The organism is Gordonia prachuapensis (assembly GCF_036350515.1).
Taxonomy (GTDB): Bacteria; Actinomycetota; Actinomycetes; order Mycobacteriales; family Mycobacteriaceae; genus Gordonia; species Gordonia prachuapensis.
In genome coordinates, this window is the sequence record NZ_JAZDUE010000008.1 from 174,594 (window position 1) to 190,899 (window position 16,306).

Here is a 16,306-nt window from a genome sequence, read left to right on the forward strand (position 1 = left end):
CGTCAGGCCTCGGCGCGGAGGGTGAGCATCGTGATCTCCGGTGGCGCCCCGACCCGCACCGGCGGACCCCACGCGCCTGCGCCGCGAGTGGTGTAGAGCGTGGTGTCGCCGATCTGGTCGAGCCCCTCCAGAGATGGCTGCTGCAGCGGCACCAGATACTGGATCGGCCACATCTGCCCGCCGTGCGTGTGCCCGGAGACCTGCATGGCCACCCCGAGCTCGGAGGCCTCGTCGGCCTGGAGTGGTTCGTGGGCGAGCAGGAGAACGAACTGCTGCGGGTCGAGGCCTGTCAGCGTCGCCGGCAGATCCGGCTCGTAGGGTTCGGGGGCGGTGTAGTCGTGGATGCCGGCGAGTTCGATGGACGCGCCGTTGCGTTCGAGCGTGACCCGCTCGTTGCGCAGCGTCCGCACACCGACTTTCTCCCACTCGTCGAGCCAGGCGCCGCCGTCGTCGGAGTAGAACTCGTGGTTTCCGCTGACCCCGAAGACGCCCAGCGGGGCGGTCAGTTCGGCGAGCGGCGCGATGTCGGCGCCCACCAGGTCGATGGTTCCGTCGCTGACGTCGCCGGCGATGACGATCAGATCGGGGCGTTGCTCGTTCACCAGGTCGACGACGCGCTGTGTGAACTCCGCGCTGTGCGCGGGACCGACATGCAGATCGGAGATGAGGGCGACCCGGACGTCGTCGAAGCCGGCGGGAAGTCGGGCCAACTCGACCTCCTGCTGCACGACCTGCGGCCGAGCAGCTTCCACCACGCCGTAGGCCGTGGTCGCGACCGCAACCACCACCACGCCGGCGGTGGCGACCCGCAGCACCTTCAGATGCCGACGCGCGGCATCCTCGCCGGCCGTATGACGGATACGACGGAATATGCGCACGATGAACGAGACGATCCCCACGACGGCCAGCCCGAGAAACAGGTACAGCACGGCCCCCATCCAGGTCAGGCCTACGAACGCGGGAATCCGGAACCGGGCCGGATCGAGCACCCTGCCCGTGCCGACCCCGACCACGGCCAAGGCCCACAGCACCACGAGGGTCACGTCGGCGACCACGGACCACGGACGGGGGAGGGCGGTGGCGCGGACGAGACGTCGGTGCAGCCAGAAGGTGATCAGCGCGAGGAACAGCGCGGCGAAGAGGAGCATCGGCACGGCGTCGACGGTATCCGATCGGGTTCTGCGGGCCTTCTGACCTGCCCTGATCGTCGGCGACCCGGGCCGTGGATCAGACCACGCAGTAGCCGTCCGGAAGCGGTTCGCGCCCGGTCAACGCCATCAGCAGCAACGGTCCGTCGCCCCGTGCGATGGCGATCCGGCCCAGCAGGCCGACGGCGTCGTCGGCCACGTTCGCGGGCAAGGTGAGCGATTCGCCGAGGGCGCGCGCCAAGTCGAGGCCATGCACAGCGAGTTCGAAGACCCGCGTCGGGACATAGTCGCCGAATCGGATTCCCCCGAACGGGGTCTCGATCGCGCTGTCGGGGTCGGTGCTGTGCAGGGCGGTCATGGCCTCCTCGACCATCGCCGAGATGCGCCCCACCGGATCGTCGCCGAGATCCGCCCCGGCCTGTACACCCCGGGCGCTGACCGCGGCCTGATCGAACGCGGCGGTTGCCAGGTAATAGTCGGCCGCGTCGGCCAGCGTGATGTCGGCGGCCGGCGTGTATGCGTAGGTCGCGACCGTTTTGAGTGCGCGGCTCGTGTGCCCGACGAGGGACCTGATGTTCCAGTCGCCGAGACCCGGGTCGTTCCACCGGTCGTCGGGTACCTGCCGAGTCAGTGCGACGAACCGGTCGGCAGCTGCTCGGAACGTCTCGATCTGGGCAGACATGGACGCAAGTGTATTGCGATGGCGGATACTGATCAGCTGTGGAACAGCTCGCGATCCAGGATCGTCTCTTCCCGACCATGAACTGCTTCGGCTGCGGTCCGGCGAACAGTCGCGGGCTGCGGCTCAAGAGTTATGCCGGCGACGAGTACGTCTCGGCCACCTTCACGCCCTGGCCCGAGCACGACAACGGGATCGGATTCCTCAACGGCGGCATCATCGCAACCCTGCTCGACTGCCATTCGGCCGCCGGGGTCATGAACGAGGCGTCGGTTCGCGGCTGGCAGGCCTTGGACGGCGCCCTGCTGCCGTTCGTGACCGCCGGCATCGACGTGCGGTATCTGCGCCCCAGTCCGCTCGACAGTCCTGTGGACTTGCGGGCGGTCATCATCGAGTCGTCGGAAGCCGAGATCATCTGCGATGTCGAACTCCGCCACGACGACAAGACCCGCGCCACCGGTCGTGCGGTGTGGAAACGGTGGCGGCCGCGGTAGCCGAATCCGGAGTCACCGGCGGCACCAGTGAGCCGCAAGTGAACCCCAAGCCCGCTCGGTGAACCTCGTCGGTGGACACACCGAACACGAGGAGCGCGCCATGGCTGTCTGCCCGTCGATCCGTCGTCGACCCGGACGAGGTCTGCGGCGGCGCTGGGATTCCGTATTGGACACGACCGCCACCGCGGTGCCTCAGCTGCTGATCGTCGGTGTGCTCGCGTTCGCCGGCGCCGAGGCATCGGCTCTGCCGCCGGACCGCACCGACGTGCCGCCACTGGTGGTCGTGGACTCCGCGCGCTGATCCGGCCGGCCGTCACCGGCGGATTCTGGCCCCCGACGGGACGCGCGCGCCGCCCTCGACCCGGGCGCCCTTGGTGATGTGGGCGCCCGTGCCGACTAGGGTGATCTTCTCCGTCGGCACCGGTCGTGACCGCGGACGACCACCGACCGTCGCGTCATTGCCGATCACCACGTGCTCGTCGACGATCGACCAGGACACCGTGGCGCCGGACTTGATCACGGTGTCGGAGAACACGATCGAGTCGACGACGGTGGCGCCCTGCTCGACTCGCACCCCCGGACCGATGACGCTGCGTCGTACGGTCCCGGCGATGTGCGCGCCGCTGGAGACCAGACTGTCGGCGACGACCGCTCCTGCGCAGATGCGGGCGGCCGCGCGCTGGGGCTGTCGTGTCAGGACCGGCCAGTCCGGCTCGTCGAGCTCGATCGTCCCGTCGATCAGGTCGCGGTGCGCCTTCAGGTAGGTCTCCGGGCGTCCGGCGTCGATCCAGTACCCCGACATCGGATGTGCCACGGTCTTGCCCCGGGCGACGAACCACGGGAGCAGGTGCTCACCGTAGTCGCCGAGCCCGGTGTCGCCCGGATCGTCCGCGTCGCCGTCGGTTCTCGACGCGAGTTCCTCGAGTGCGGTCACGAGCACGCTCGGCCTGTACACGAAGATCTCTGCCGCGACGACCGACGTCGTCGGCCGCTCGGGTTTGTAGCGGAAGTCGGTGACCGTGCCGTCCTTGCGATAGGTGACCGTCGCGTGCGCCGACGCCTCGTCGCGGGGGCACGTGGTCGTCACCACCGTGCACTCGGCATCCGCCGCGCGATGCGTGTCGAGGACGTCGTCGAAATCGAGTGTGTACACGTGGTCGGCGCTCATCACGATCACCGCCTCGGCATCGCGGTCGCGAATCGTGCGGCGGATGCGGTACAGCAGGTCCGCGTTGCCGGTGGCGAAGCCGTCCTCGGTGGCGGGGGCGTCGGTCTGTTCGGGCAGCACGAAGCGCAGGCCGCCCCGCGTGCGGTCGAGCTCCCACGGGCGCCCGCCGGCCACCCGCTCGAGCAGCGAGTGCGCCTCGTACTGAACGCACAACCACACCTCGTCGATCCCGCTGTGGTGCAGATTCGACAACGGGAAGTCGATGAGCTGGTAGTTCCCGCCGAACGGCAGCGCCGGTTTCGCCCGGTTCTCGGTGAGCACCTCCATCCGGGAGCCCTTGCCGCCCGCCTGCACGATCGCCACCACGTTCGCTCTGCTCATCTGTCCAGAATGCACCCACTGGTCCCTGAGGAGCGTCCAAGCCTGCGAGGATGCGTCACGAAGGGCCTTCGTGACGCCCGCTCCTTCGTCGCGTGCTCCTCAGGCAGCAGCATGGGTTGCGTGCTCCTCAGGCAGCAGGGGGCGGCCTCACTTCTTGAGGCGACGACTCCCCGCGTGCCAGTCCTCCTGAACACCCACCTCGTCCGGGTCCACCCCGAAGGCCACGAGCTGCGGCTTCTCCCGCAGACTTCGCTTGAGCTCGGCGAACCCGGGGAAGCGGGCCAGGCCGATGACGTGGTCCCAAAGTTCGACGGCCTCGGCGTCGCCGGGCAACCGGCTGATCACCGGTCCGAAGAAGGCCACCCCCTCGGGCGGTTCGAACTGGATGATCGGTGTGCCGACGTCACGTCCGGTCAGCGCCAACGCGGCATCGGTCTCGGCCTGGATCTCGTCGTCGAACGAAGTGTCGTCCAGGGCGTCGACGTGGTGCGACGGCAGCCCTAGTTCGTCGAGGATCGGCGCCAGGAAGTCCGCGGTCCCGCGGTGGTCTCGGCTCTCGACCATGTAGGTGCCGGTGTGCGAGTCGAAGATACGGGTGCCGAAAGCGGGGTACAGCGGTTCGATCGCGGCGCTGCCGTCCTCACGCCGGACGCTCGCCGCCACCCGCAGCAGCCGTAGCCCCGCTGTGTGGCCGGCCTCGTACTCGGGCGGGAAGTGGGACGCATAGTCGATGTGCGCGTTGAGAAGTCGCAGCGAGATGAACCGCCAGTCGACGGTGTAGTCCCGCTGCGCCTGCACTTTCCGAACCCACTTGCTCGTCATCCAGGCGAACGGGCACACGGGGTCGAAGTAGAAGTGGATGTCGGCGTCGGGCATGAGTGTCGCTTTCGTCGCGGACGAGGTCGGTCTCAGTCGACGGTAGCGCGGACGTGCGGCCGGTTGTGGACGCTTCGCATCTGTCCACAAATCGGTTGCCCGACCGAGCCGGGGTCTTACCGCGTGACAGTCTCGGCCACATGGAAATTCGAAACGCACTACACTGCCATCATGACCGGTCAGGCCCACATCCACTTGCTGTCGCTGGATGAGTGGCGGGCACTCGGCGAGGACAACGGAGTCCGGGTCGAGCTGCAGGAAGGCGTACGCATAGTGTCGCCCCGGCCGACCCCTTCGCACGCACGGGTCGCCTTGAGCATCGCTCGACAACTCATGGACCAGATTCCCGCCGGCCTCGAGGTGCTTCCAGAGGTTGACGTCGTCATCGACCCGCGCATGCCGCCGACGGTCCGAATCCCCGACCTCATCGTCCGCCCGACCGCAGCCGATGATGCACAGATCGGCGCAGATCAGGTGATCCTCGCCGTCGAGGTCGTGTCGCCGGGTTCGCGTCGCACCGACCGGGTGACCAAGAGCAGCGAGTACGCCGAGGCCGGTATCCCGCACTACTGGATCGTCGACGAAGACCACGCCGTCACCGCACTCCGTCTCACCGACGCCGGGTACGAAGCGACCCGTTACGACAGCACGATCGTGACATCGTCGCCGTGGCCGCTGCGTATCACTCTCGACTGAGTCTTTCCGAATCGAGTACTCGATCGACGGCGGTGGTCGATACTGGTCGTCAATGACGCGGCGTCGACGACTCCGAGACGAAAGCGGCTGACAATCAATGAGTTCCCGCACGACCATGGTGATCACCGGCGCCAGCGACGGCATCGGCGCGGTCACCGCGCGAGCCTTGGCGGGCCCCGACATCGACATGGTGGTGGTGGGACGCTCCGCCGACAAACTCGAGGCGATCACCGCCGACACGGGCGCCACCGGCCTCACAGCGGACTTCTCCCGGTTCGACGACGTCCGCGACCTTGCGAAACAGGTGCACAGCCGTTTCGGTCATATCGACCTGCTGCTCAACAATGCCGGCGGAACCTTTGACGCCGAGACCCGCACCGAAGACGGACACGAACCGCATTTCCAGATCAACCACCTGGCGCCGTTCCTGCTCACCAACTTGCTGCGCGAACAACTCGCCGCCGCCGACCGAGGGGCGCTGGTACTCAACACATCGAGCATCGGCAACCTGATCGGCCGGGTCGACCTGTCCGACCTGGACCGACAACGCGGACGCGGCTCGAACACCTTCGCCTACGGCACCAGCAAACTCATGAACATCATGTTCACCAGAGGAATCGCCCAGCGCTGGACCGACGACAAGATCTATTCCGCCGCAGTTCATCCGGGCGCCGTGGCGACCAGTTTCGGACGCGGATCGTGGGTGTTCGGACTGTACTACCGAACTCCGCTACGTCACCTCGGCACCATCACACCCGAACAGGGTGCGGAGCCACTGATCACGCTCGCCCGCCGAGGCGCAGACCCCGAGATCAACGGCGTCTACTTCCACCGTCACCGTGCCCGCGGACTGGAGAACCCGCAGGCCCGGCACCACGACGTCATCGACGGATTGTGGTCGGCATCGGCCGAGCTGGTCGGCCTGACATAGCGAGCAGATGTGGGGAGCCGCACAGCCCGCCCACCCGCACGGTCCGTAGACTCCGTGCCATGTTCTCAGCTCAGACTTCGCGGCCGCTGACCCGTCGACCACGATGGACGTCGAGGCTCGTGGCCGCCGCGTTGGCGGCCCTCGCGAGCGGTGTGGTCATTCAGGCCCCGAACGCCAACGCGGACATCATGATCGGCGGATACTCGGTCGGCGGCGAGATCGGCGACGCATACCTGGGCAGCGGCGGGGTCTTCAAGTGGGGCGCCCCGACGGCCGCCGAGGCGGCGGCCGCGCAGGGTGGACGTTTCCAGACCTTCGCGCGTGATGTCTCCTTCTACACCCACCCGTCGGTGGATGACGGGACCGCACACCAGGTCGGCGGCGCGATCCGGGCCCGGTGGGCGAAGGCCGGCTGGGAACGAGGGCCGCTCGGGTTCCCGACCAGCGACGAAGATAGGGCGGGCAGCGGCCGCGCCAACGAGTTCCAGGGCGGCGTCATCTGTTGGAGCAAAACCGGCGGTGCCCAGATCGTGTGGGGCGAGATCCAGCGGAAATGGGAGGATGCCGGGGGTGCTCGGGGCTACTACGGCGTGCCGCTCGGCGGCGAATACCGAGTGGGCTCGCGCTTCGCCCAGGACTTCGCCAACGGCACCATCTTCTGGCCCTGAGAGCTGTCGTCTGCGCTTACCGCCGGTATTCGGTGGTAAGGGTGGAGTGGGCGGGGTCCTTCGACAGCAGAGGCGGGTCATGAGCACAGCGGACGACTGGAACACGCAGATCATCAACGAGTTTCGCGAGAACGACGGGAAAGTGGGCGGCCCGTTCGAGGGGGCGCCGATGGTGCTGCTGCATCATGTCGGTCGCAAGAGCGGCAAGCAGAACGTGACCCCGCTGATGTACATGGCCGACGACGAGGACTCGTCGCTCATGTACATCTTCGCTTCGAAGGCGGGCGCCCCGACCCATCCCGCCTGGTATCACAACCTCACGGCGGCCGGCAGCGCGACGGTCGAGGTCGGCACGGACAGCTTTGACGTCGCTGTCACCGAGGTGACCGGCGACGACCGGGACGAGATCTACGCCGAGCAGGCCAAGCGGTACCCCGGCTTTGCGGAGTACGCGTCGAAGACCGCGGGCATCCGGACGATACCGGTGCTGGCGCTACGTCGCTCCTGACGCCTATCTGCGCTCGGACAAGGGGACATGAGAATGACGGAACGGTTCGAGGTGGCGCGCCTGATCGCGGCGGATCGCGCAGAGATCTTCGCGCTTCTGAGGTCGCCCGCCGGTCACGTCGCGATCGACAGTTCCGGAATGTTGCAGGGCGCCGACGGGCCGGCCGTCACCGCGGTCGGCGATGAGTTCGTGGTGCACATGGACCGGGAATCCCTCAACGATCGGCCGATGGGAAAGTACGACGTTCGGGTCATCATCACCGCCTACGTCGAAGGCGACTTGATCGAGTGGACCGTCGCCGGTATGGGCTACCCGCCGCTGGAGCATCGGTACGGCTATCAGCTCGAGTCCGTCGACGGCGGAACGCGCGTCACGTCGTACTACGACTGGAGCCGGGTGCACAACAAGCTCCGAGGTGTCTTCCCGATCATCCCAGAGGCCGGTATCCGCGCCACCCTGGGTATTCTCGCGCGGACGGTCGAGACGACCTGACGCGTCTGCTCAGCCGGTGATCCCGGACGGGCTCGGGGAGGTCCGCAAGAATCCGGGAATCTTCAGTTCGCGCGCCACGTTCGCAGTACTTTTGTGTGCATCGCCGAGGTCCGGAGAGAGCGCATGAGTGACACCGCAGGCGTGGGTGAACAATGGCTTCCGTGGCGGGCGGCGCCCGATTCGAAGTTCGAGGTCGCCGTATCGTCCGACACCGGTGAGACCATGAAGGTTGCCGGGGTCGGTATCGAACAGATCGACGAGCGGCAGTTCGACGTGCTGAACAAGTTCCGCTATTCCCATCCGCCCGTGGAGGATTACCTCGTAGCCAAACTGGTTGAGCGGGGACTGGATCCGACGGAGGCGCGTCGGGCTGTCGACGATGCCCGGACCTATGTGCCGCGTGACGACAGTCCCACGGATCTGGCGACCATCCCGCGGTTCCTTCGCTGGTTCGAAAATTCATACGGCAAGCACACTTTGGCCGCGATGATCCACGACGAGCTCATCACAAAGCAGCCAGACCGGGGCACCCTGGGCAGCGACTCCCTGTCCGACCGGTTCTTTCGAGAGATGATGCGCAGCTCCGGCGTTCCGTTCTTGAGGCGGTGGATCATCTGGTCGGCCGTGGCGCTCCGAACTCGGTGGGTCGCAGGCGGGCTGCGCATGTGGAGCGTCATCGGGTGGCTCGCACTGAGCGTGGTGGGCATCTCGTGCGCCGCACTGGCCGTCGGGTCACTGATCTTCGATCTGTCCTGGCCGACGCTGACCGTCGCCTTGTCATGGCCGAACGCGTCGACGTATTGGTTGCTCGGCGTGGCCGTCATCCTGATCTTCGTCGCCGCGCCGCTGTGGGGCAACCAGATCGGCGCCGCCATCGTGGCGGCCGGCGTCGCACTATGGGTCCTGCCCCCGGCCATCATGGCAGCCATTGGATGGGGCATCTACCTCGTCGCCGAACGTCTCGTCTTCCGTCGCTTGCGTTGACACGTCATGTGCGTGGGGAACCGGGACCGATGACTCGGGAGCGTGGCAGATTCCGGATTCAGCCGCTTCGGCTGTCCTGGATCTCCAGCAGGGCGGAGCGAACTCCGGTGTGCATGAAGTCGTCTCCCTTCCAGAGCAGAGGAAGGTTGCGGTGTATCGCCAGCGCATAGGAGAAGCAATCTCCGAAGTTCAGCTGGGCGGGATGCCCCATTCCCTTGCCGAAGTCGCGGAACGCTTGGCGGGCGATGTCGCCCTGCGCTTTGTCGGTGTCCACGACCTCCACACCGTTCTCCTCGAGGATTCGGTCCAGCTTCCGGCTTGCGACGGGAATCCTCTTCGCATCCGCGACGATGCAGCACTCCAGATATGTGGGTACCGCCATCAACGGGTGGTGCAACGCAAGCGCTTCAGCGTAGACCCTGGCGTCGGACTCCTGCACGATGATGGCGATGATGGCCGAGGTGTCAACGACGATCACGCTGGCAGGCCCGAGTCGTCGTAGAGATCGTCGGTCGGGTCGTCGCCCGGTTCCAGACCCAGCATTTGCCTGAGTTCCGCACCCTCGCGCAGCGTCGTCTCGACCGTGCTGTTCGCTCGGAGGCTGCGCAGGCGTTGTTCGACCGACCGCAGCACCGCCGTCTCCTGAGACTCCCCGGTGAGCCGAGCGATCTCTTTGACCAGCGAGTGCGTCTGGTCGTTCTTGATGTTCATTGCCATGGGTACCTACCTATACGGAATTGGTACCAGGCTACCTCGCCATCTGCGCGCCTGCCGCGCCCGGCTGGCCGGGCGCGGCAGTCTTGGGGGATGGTGGGTACTCAAGACGTGACGTTGTCGATCGCGAGGTAGATGCGGTGCGGTCGGCGACCGCTACTGTCGATAGATCTCCACGTGCGCCCCGGTCACGACGCCGGCATTGAACGAGGGAGCACCCCAACTCGTGCTGCAGTTCCCCGACGCCTGACCGGTGGGGACGAACCACCGGCTGGACTGCGTGTAGGGGCCGACCGTGTACAGCGGGAACCTGTTGGGAACGCCGTGGAGGCCCCAGCACTCGACAATCAACACGTACTCCCGGCCTTGGGGAGCGCCGGTGTCGTGACATACCGCCGACGCACCGAGGGCGTTCTACCGGACGTCGCAGTCGTTGACGCCTGCGTGCGCTTCGCCTGCACAGCGGACAAGAGATCCCGCGAGGCCTGGGAGCACTAGGAGAGCTCAGCGCGCAGAATCTCGGCTCCCTCGGCGAGCGCGATCATCTTGTCCCGTGCGACGCCACGAGCGAGCGGTGCCATCCCGCAGTTCCCGCTGGTCCAGAGCTTGTCCTTGTCGACGTAGGGAAGTGCGCTGCGCAGTGTCGTGGCAACGTCCTCGGGCGTCTCGATGGTGTCGCTGGCCACGTCGATCGCTCCCAGCATGACAGTCTTGCCGCGAAGCAGTTCGATCACCTCGACAGGTACCCGCGAGTTGTGACTCTCCAGCGACACGATGTCGATCGATGACTGCTGCAGCAGCGGGAACGACTCTTCGTACTGTCGCCATTCCGCCCCGAGCGTCGCCTTCCAGTCGGTGTTGGCCTTGATGCCGTAGCCGTAGCAGATGTGCACGGCGGTCTTGGCGCTCAACCCTTCGGCTGCGCGCTCGAGCGCCGCGACACCCCAGTCCTTCAACTCGTCGAAGAACACGTTGAACGCGGGCTCGTCGAACTGGATGATGTCGACGCCGGCGGCCTCCAAGTCCTTCGCCTCTTGATTCAGGATGGTCGCGAACTCCCATGCCAGCTTCTCGCGACTCTGATAGTGGGCGTCGTAGAGCGTATCGATCATCGTCATCGGCCCGGGCAGGGCCCATTTGATCGGCTGGTCGGTCGCTGCCCGAAGATGAGCCGCATCCGCTGCGAATACCGGCTTTTCGCGAGTCACCGCGCGGACGACCGTCGGGACGCTCGCGTCGTAACGGTCACGGATTCGCACGGTCTCGCGCCGGTCGAAGTCGACGCCGTCGAGGTGCTCGATGAACGTGGTCACGAAGTGCTGACGCGTCTGTTCGCCGTCGCTGATGATGTCGAGCCCGGCACGAGACTGCTCGTGGGCCGCGAGCGACTGGGCATCGAGCTTTCCGTCACGCAATTCTTCGTCGTGCAACTTCCACGGCGACCAGAGCTTCTCCGGCTCCGAAAGCCATATGGGCTTGGGCAGGCTGCCGACGATCGTGGTGGGAAGGAGTGTGTTCATCTCTCGTACCTCAAGGTCTCGCGTGGGTCAGGCCGATTGCTTGGTGGCCCACCGCTCCAGGACATCGCCGTACGGCTCCATGAGACTCACCTGGGTGAACTTTCCCTGCGTGGTCGCGAGCTGAGTGCGCTCGACACGGTCGTAGGTCACCTGCGGAAGGGAGTAGTTGCCGTAGTCGAGACTCGGCCGGTACACCTCTGACGCCGCAGTGTTCGCGTTGTAGATCTCGGGGCGGTAGATCTTCTGGAACGTCTCCATTGTCCCGACCGTGCCCGCGAGGGCGACGAACGAATAATCGTTGAGGAGATCGCCGCGGTGGTAGAACGCCAACGGGGCCACGGAACCCGGAGGCATGAAGTAGCGAACCGTCAGCCCCATCTTTTCGAAGTACTCATCGGTGAGTGACAGTGCGTCTGCTACGTATTCCACCCCGAGGATCGGGTGGTGATTCGTGAGCCGGGTGTACGTCCGCGACGTCGAGACGCTGATGCAGATGACCGGTGGCTGCGAGAACCGTTCGCGGTACTCGTCCGATTCGAGAAAACGCTGAAAGACCTGACCGTGCAGATCGCCGAAGTCGCTGGGGACGCCCGTCGCCTGGTGCCCCGGGAGCCGAACGCTGAAGTCGTAGTCGCGAATGTAGGAGGAGAAGTTGTTTCCGACGATGCCGTCGGTGCGGACGCCCGTGGTGGTGTCGAGGATGTCGACGTCGAGCACCTCGATCACCGGAAACGCGGCGTCGTCCCCAGCCGACGGGAGATGCAGATCCACCGAGACGATGTCGAGTTCGAGCGCGTAGCGGTCACCGCTCGGATTGTCCCAATGGAGTAGCCCGTTGACGCGGGTGTTCATCATCGTCACCGCATTGCGCAGATTCTGCCGGCGATCCTCGCCGCGTGCGAGATTCGCGAAGTTCGTCGTGCCGCGCGAGGTGGTCGACGGGGTGTAGTGCTCGTCGAAGCGTGTCGTGCCAATGCTGAACACACATTCGTTCGTCATACGGATCAGTTGTCCCAATCGATTGCGGTGAGTGAAGCGACGGACGGGTCACGCTCGGTTCACTGTGTCGGTTTCGGTAACACTTCGCGCCGTGGTCGCGGTGCTCGAGATCCGTTGTCTCGGTCCCAAAGACAGCCGGGAACCAGCGATCCGAAGTGGTGTGGAGACCAGTGTAGGGACGGAAGTTACCATAGCCTAATTGGTACTTTCGATCGCCTGATATAGGCACTGGCTATGTCAGTAGGTCGACGCCGAACTCCGCGACGACGTCGCGCATCTCGGCCACGAATCGCTGAGCCTGGGTGGTCAACGAGACTGAGGCATGACCGATCCAACCGATCTCGATGCGCTCGTCCACGTCGAGGGGAACAGCGACGATCGATGGATCCAGATCGTCAGAGATGATGCCGGTCGAGATGGTGTAGCCGCCGAGGCCGATCATCAGGTTGAAGATGGTTGCTCGATCGCTCACGCGGATTTCTTGCTTTGATGACCGCGTGGAGAGGATCTCTTCGGCGAGGTAGAACGAGTTGTTCACACCCTGGTCGAACGTGAGCCGGGGCAATTGTTCGAGATCCTTCAGCGTCACACTCGCTTGTCCTGCCAGGGGGTTCGTGCGGGCGATGAAGATGTGCGGTGACGCGAAGAACAGTGGCGTGAAGACCAGTCCGGCTTCGCGGATGAGCTTGTTGATCACCCTTGCGTTGAACTCGTTGCGATAGAGCACACCGATCTCACTTCGCAGCGTGCGGACATCCTCGATGATGTCCCACGTGCGGGTCTCGCGAAGACTGAACGCATACTCGGCGGCTTGTGAGGCTTTGACCATGCGCGCGAAGGCATCGACGACGAAGGAGTAGTGCTGAGTCGATACGGCCAGGAGCCGGCGCGAGGGGCCGCGCCCGAGATATTTCTGTTCCAGAAGTTCTGATTGCTCGACGACCTGGCGCGCGTAGCCGAGGAACTCCGCCCCGTCGTCGGTGAGCGTCACTCCCCGGGTCGAACGAACGAAGAGCGTTCGTCCCAGCCGACTTTCGAGGTCCTTGAGCGCCGCGGACATGGTTGGTTGAGCCACATAGAGCACGTCTGCCGCGGCGCTGATCGATCCCTCCGCTGCCACCTCCACGAAGTAGCGCAACTGCTGCAGGGTGATTCCACGCAGGGCTCCCGCGGTCTGCCGTGCCATGTCAAGAGACTATCGAGGCCTCTGCGGGTAGCCCGGCTCGCAGCACCTCCCGGCCCCGGCTGATCATCAAACGTCGGGCGGTTCCAGATTCGCGTACTCCAGTACCGTGATGTATATCACACCTAGTCAGTAACTTGAGCGGAATACGCTCAACTCTGGATGCGCTGAACAAGCCGTGGGTTCATACTTGAGCCATATGGACTAAAGAGTGTTACAGAGAGAAAGGTACACGCGAGTGGACAGCTTCAACCCGACCACCAAGACACAGCAGGCGCTGAGCGCTGCTGTGCAGGCGGCGGCCTCTGCAGGCAATTCCGACGTGCGCCCGGCTCACATCCTGGTGGCCCTGCTCGACCAGTCCGACGGCATCGCCGCACCGCTGCTCAAGGCGGTCGGGGTGGACCCGTCGACGGTGCGCTCGCAGGCCCAGGCCCTAGTGGACCGGGCCCCGACGGTGGCCAGTGCGAGTGCGCAGCCGCAGCTCTCCCGCGAGTCGATCGCGGCCATCAGTGCTGCTCAGCAGCTCGCCGGCGAACTCAGCGACGAGTACGTGTCGACCGAACACATCCTCGTGGGCCTGGCGACCGGCGACTCCGACACCGCCAAGCTACTGGCCAACGCCGGTGCGACCCCGCAGGCCCTGCGCGACGCGTTCGTCGCGGTGCGCGGTAACTCCCGGGTCACCACCGAGGACCCGGAATCGACGTATCAGGCCCTCGCGAAGTACTCGACCGACCTGACCGCGGCTGCCCGCGAGGGCAAGCTCGATCCGGTCATCGGGCGTGACACCGAGATCCGCCGCGTGGTGCAGGTGCTGAGCCGTCGTACCAAGAACAACCCGGTGCTCATCGGTGAGCCCGGCGTCGGCAAGACCGCCATCGTCGAAGGCCTGGCCCAGCGCATCATCGCCGGCGACGTCCCAGAATCCCTGCGCAACAAGACGGTCATCTCGCTGGACATGGGGTCGATGGTGGCCGGCGCGAAGTATCGCGGCGAGTTCGAGGAGCGGCTCAAGGCGGTGCTCGACGAGATCAAGGGCTCGGCCGGACAGGTCATCACCTTCATCGACGAGCTGCACACCATCGTCGGAGCCGGCGCGACAGGCGACTCCGCCATGGATGCAGGCAACATGATCAAGCCGATGCTCGCCCGCGGCGAGCTGCGGCTGGTCGGCGCCACCACGCTCGAGGAGTACCGCCAGCACATCGAGAAGGACGCCGCGCTGGAGCGTCGTTTCCAGCAGGTCTACGTCGGGGAGCCGTCGGTGGAGGACACCATCGGCATTCTGCGCGGACTCAAGGATCGTTATGAGGTGCACCACGGCGTGCGCATCACCGACTCCGCGCTGGTGTCGGCGGCGACGTTGTCGGATCGGTACATCACCTCACGCTTCTTGCCGGACAAGGCCATCGACCTCGTCGACGAGGCCGCGTCGCGGTTGCGGATGGAGATCGACTCGCGCCCCGTCGAGATCGACGAGGTCGAGCGCATCGTCCGCCGGCTCGAGGTCGAAGAGGTCGCCCTGGAGAAGGAGACGGACGCGGCGTCGAAGGAACGGCTGGAGAAGCTGCGCGGCGAGCTGGCCGACCAGAAGGAGAAGCTCAACGAGCTGTCGGCGCGGTGGCAGTCGGAGAAGACCGCCATCGACGCGGTGCGCGACCTCAAGGAAGAACTGGAACGTCTTCGCGGAGAGGCCGATCGGGCCGAGCGCGAGAGCGACCTCGGGCGGGCCGCCGAACTGCGCTACGGAAAGATCCCCGGCCTGGAGAAAGACCTTGCCGCGGCGCTGGAGAAGACCGGCACCGATCCGGGCCAGGACGTGATGCTGCAGGAGGAGGTCGGACCCGACGATGTGGCGCAGGTCGTCTCGTCGTGGACCGGTATCCCTGCGGGCCGCATGCTGGAAGGCGAGACCGCCAAGCTGCTGCGGATGGAAGACGAACTGGGACACCGGGTCATCGGCCAGAAGGACGCGGTGACCGCGGTATCCGACGCAGTTCGTCGCGCCCGCGCCGGTGTCGCCGACCCGAACCGGCCGCTCGGTTCGTTCATGTTCCTCGGTCCCACCGGTGTCGGTAAGACCGAGCTGGCCAAGGCACTCGCCGAGTTCCTGTTCGACGACGAACGCGCCATGGTTCGCATCGACATGAGCGAGTACGGCGAGAAGCACAGCGTCGCACGACTCGTCGGCGCCCCTCCCGGCTACGTCGGCTACGAGTCCGGCGGCCAGCTGACCGAGGCGGTGCGACGACGTCCCTACACGGTGGTGCTGTTCGACGAGGTCGAGAAGGCGCACCCGGATGTGTTCGACGTGCTGCTGCAGGTACTCGACGAAGGTCGTCTCACCGACGGCCAGGGCCGCACGGTCGACTTCCGCAACACCATCCTCATCCTGACGTCCAACCTGGGCGCCGGCGGTGACAAGGATCAGGTGATGACCGCCGTGCGGGTGGCGTTCAAGCCGGAGTTCATCAACCGGCTCGACGACGTCATCGTGTTCGACGCCCTGAGCCCGGAGGAGTTGGTGTCGATCGTCGACATCCAGCTCGCCCAGCTCGGAAAGCGCCTGGCGCAGCGTCGCCTGGAACTCGAGGTGACACCGAAGGCGAAGGAATGGCTGGCCGAGCGTGGTTTCGACCCGCTCTACGGTGCCCGTCCGTTGCGGCGGCTGGTGCAGCAGGCGATCGGCGATCAGCTCGCGAAGTCGTTGCTGGCCGGTGACATCCATGACGGCGACATCGTGCCGGTGAACGTGAGCGCCGACGGAGAGACGTTGGTGCTCGGCTGATCGGCAGGTCCGAGAATGACTGAAATCGGCTTCGTCAGGTGGGTCCGAGGGAGTATTCCCCTCGGTGCCCTCTG

Annotated in this window: 18 protein-coding genes; 9 read left to right on the forward strand and 9 right to left on the reverse strand. The window is 65.7% G+C overall.

What is annotated here, in order from left to right; all coding sequences use genetic code 11:
• Positions 1-2: 2 nt before the first annotated feature.
• Positions 3-1,148 carry a metallophosphoesterase gene (locus V1Y59_RS11625; protein ID WP_330505172.1) on the reverse strand — a complete coding sequence of 382 codons (1,146 nt, stop codon included), beginning with the start codon at positions 1,146-1,148 and terminating at the stop codon, positions 3-5.
• Positions 1,149-1,227: 79 nt separating this feature from the next.
• The gene (locus tag V1Y59_RS11630; protein WP_330505120.1) at positions 1,228-1,830 is read right to left on the reverse strand and encodes a maleylpyruvate isomerase family mycothiol-dependent enzyme; all 603 of its coding nucleotides are present in this window, start codon (positions 1,828-1,830) and stop codon (positions 1,228-1,230) included.
• A 38-nt stretch (positions 1,831-1,868) separates the two neighbouring features.
• Here V1Y59_RS11630 and V1Y59_RS11635 point away from each other — a divergent pair, with 38 nt between their 5' ends.
• A complete protein-coding gene (locus tag V1Y59_RS11635; protein WP_330505121.1) occupies positions 1,869-2,321 on the forward strand; it encodes a PaaI family thioesterase in 453 nt (150 codons plus the stop codon).
• Between the two features lie 100 nt (positions 2,322-2,421).
• Positions 2,422-2,622: a hypothetical protein gene (locus V1Y59_RS11640; RefSeq protein ID WP_330505122.1), complete on the forward strand. Its 201-nt coding sequence runs from the start codon at positions 2,422-2,424 to the stop codon at positions 2,620-2,622.
• 12 nt (positions 2,623-2,634) lie between these two features.
• Here the strand turns inward: V1Y59_RS11640 and V1Y59_RS11645 are convergent, their stop codons facing one another.
• Complete coding sequence (locus V1Y59_RS11645) at positions 2,635-3,870, reverse strand: glucose-1-phosphate adenylyltransferase family protein (protein ID WP_330505123.1); 1,236 nt, start codon at positions 3,868-3,870, stop codon at positions 2,635-2,637.
• Between the two features lie 147 nt (positions 3,871-4,017).
• Positions 4,018-4,746, reverse strand: a complete 729-nt coding sequence (locus tag V1Y59_RS11650) for a mycothiol-dependent nitroreductase Rv2466c family protein (RefSeq protein WP_330505124.1) — start codon at positions 4,744-4,746, stop codon at positions 4,018-4,020.
• 171 nt (positions 4,747-4,917) lie between these two features.
• Here V1Y59_RS11650 and V1Y59_RS11655 point away from each other — a divergent pair, with 171 nt between their 5' ends.
• From V1Y59_RS11655 to V1Y59_RS11680, 6 genes are all read left to right on the forward strand, one after another.
• Positions 4,918-5,442 (forward strand): Uma2 family endonuclease, encoded by a 525-nt coding sequence (locus V1Y59_RS11655; RefSeq protein ID WP_330505125.1) that lies wholly within the window; start codon positions 4,918-4,920, stop codon positions 5,440-5,442.
• 97 nt (positions 5,443-5,539) lie between these two features.
• Entirely contained in the window at positions 5,540-6,373 is an 834-nt protein-coding gene (locus V1Y59_RS11660; RefSeq protein ID WP_330505126.1) for an SDR family NAD(P)-dependent oxidoreductase, read from the forward strand.
• A 59-nt stretch (positions 6,374-6,432) separates the two neighbouring features.
• On the forward strand, positions 6,433-7,041 hold the full coding sequence (locus tag V1Y59_RS11665) for an LGFP repeat-containing protein (protein WP_330505127.1): 609 nt from the start codon (positions 6,433-6,435) through the stop codon (positions 7,039-7,041).
• 79 nt (positions 7,042-7,120) lie between these two features.
• On the forward strand, positions 7,121-7,549 hold the full coding sequence (locus tag V1Y59_RS11670) for a nitroreductase family deazaflavin-dependent oxidoreductase (RefSeq protein WP_330505128.1): 429 nt from the start codon (positions 7,121-7,123) through the stop codon (positions 7,547-7,549).
• A gap of 33 nt (positions 7,550-7,582) precedes the next feature.
• The gene (locus V1Y59_RS11675; RefSeq protein ID WP_330505129.1) at positions 7,583-8,041 is read left to right on the forward strand and encodes an SRPBCC family protein; all 459 of its coding nucleotides are present in this window, start codon (positions 7,583-7,585) and stop codon (positions 8,039-8,041) included.
• Positions 8,042-8,164: 123 nt separating this feature from the next.
• A complete protein-coding gene (locus V1Y59_RS11680) occupies positions 8,165-9,025 on the forward strand; it encodes a DUF1353 domain-containing protein (protein ID WP_330505130.1) in 861 nt (286 codons plus the stop codon).
• Positions 9,026-9,083: 58 nt separating this feature from the next.
• Here the strand turns inward: V1Y59_RS11680 and V1Y59_RS11685 are convergent, their stop codons facing one another.
• The 5 genes from V1Y59_RS11685 to V1Y59_RS11705 all read right to left on the reverse strand — a co-directional run bounded on the left by V1Y59_RS11685 (position 9,084) and on the right by V1Y59_RS11705 (position 13,444).
• Positions 9,084-9,500 (reverse strand): type II toxin-antitoxin system VapC family toxin, encoded by a 417-nt coding sequence (locus tag V1Y59_RS11685; RefSeq protein ID WP_330505173.1) that lies wholly within the window; start codon positions 9,498-9,500, stop codon positions 9,084-9,086.
• Complete coding sequence (locus V1Y59_RS11690; RefSeq protein WP_330435978.1) at positions 9,500-9,742, reverse strand: type II toxin-antitoxin system VapB family antitoxin; 243 nt, start codon at positions 9,740-9,742, stop codon at positions 9,500-9,502. Before V1Y59_RS11690 ends, V1Y59_RS11685 begins: the two co-directional genes overlap by 1 nt.
• A gap of 491 nt (positions 9,743-10,233) precedes the next feature.
• A complete protein-coding gene (locus V1Y59_RS11695; RefSeq protein ID WP_330505131.1) occupies positions 10,234-11,259 on the reverse strand; it encodes a methionine synthase in 1,026 nt (341 codons plus the stop codon).
• A 27-nt stretch (positions 11,260-11,286) separates the two neighbouring features.
• Positions 11,287-12,258, reverse strand: a complete 972-nt coding sequence (locus V1Y59_RS11700) for a putative oxygenase MesX (RefSeq protein WP_330505132.1) — start codon at positions 12,256-12,258, stop codon at positions 11,287-11,289.
• A 232-nt stretch (positions 12,259-12,490) separates the two neighbouring features.
• The gene (locus V1Y59_RS11705; protein WP_330505133.1) at positions 12,491-13,444 is read right to left on the reverse strand and encodes a LysR family transcriptional regulator; all 954 of its coding nucleotides are present in this window, start codon (positions 13,442-13,444) and stop codon (positions 12,491-12,493) included.
• 235 nt (positions 13,445-13,679) lie between these two features.
• On the opposite strand from V1Y59_RS11705, the gene clpB reads away from it, so the two are divergent.
• Complete coding sequence (gene clpB / locus V1Y59_RS11710; protein WP_330505134.1) at positions 13,680-16,232, forward strand: ATP-dependent chaperone ClpB; 2,553 nt, start codon at positions 13,680-13,682, stop codon at positions 16,230-16,232.
• Positions 16,233-16,306: the final 74 nt, after the last annotated feature.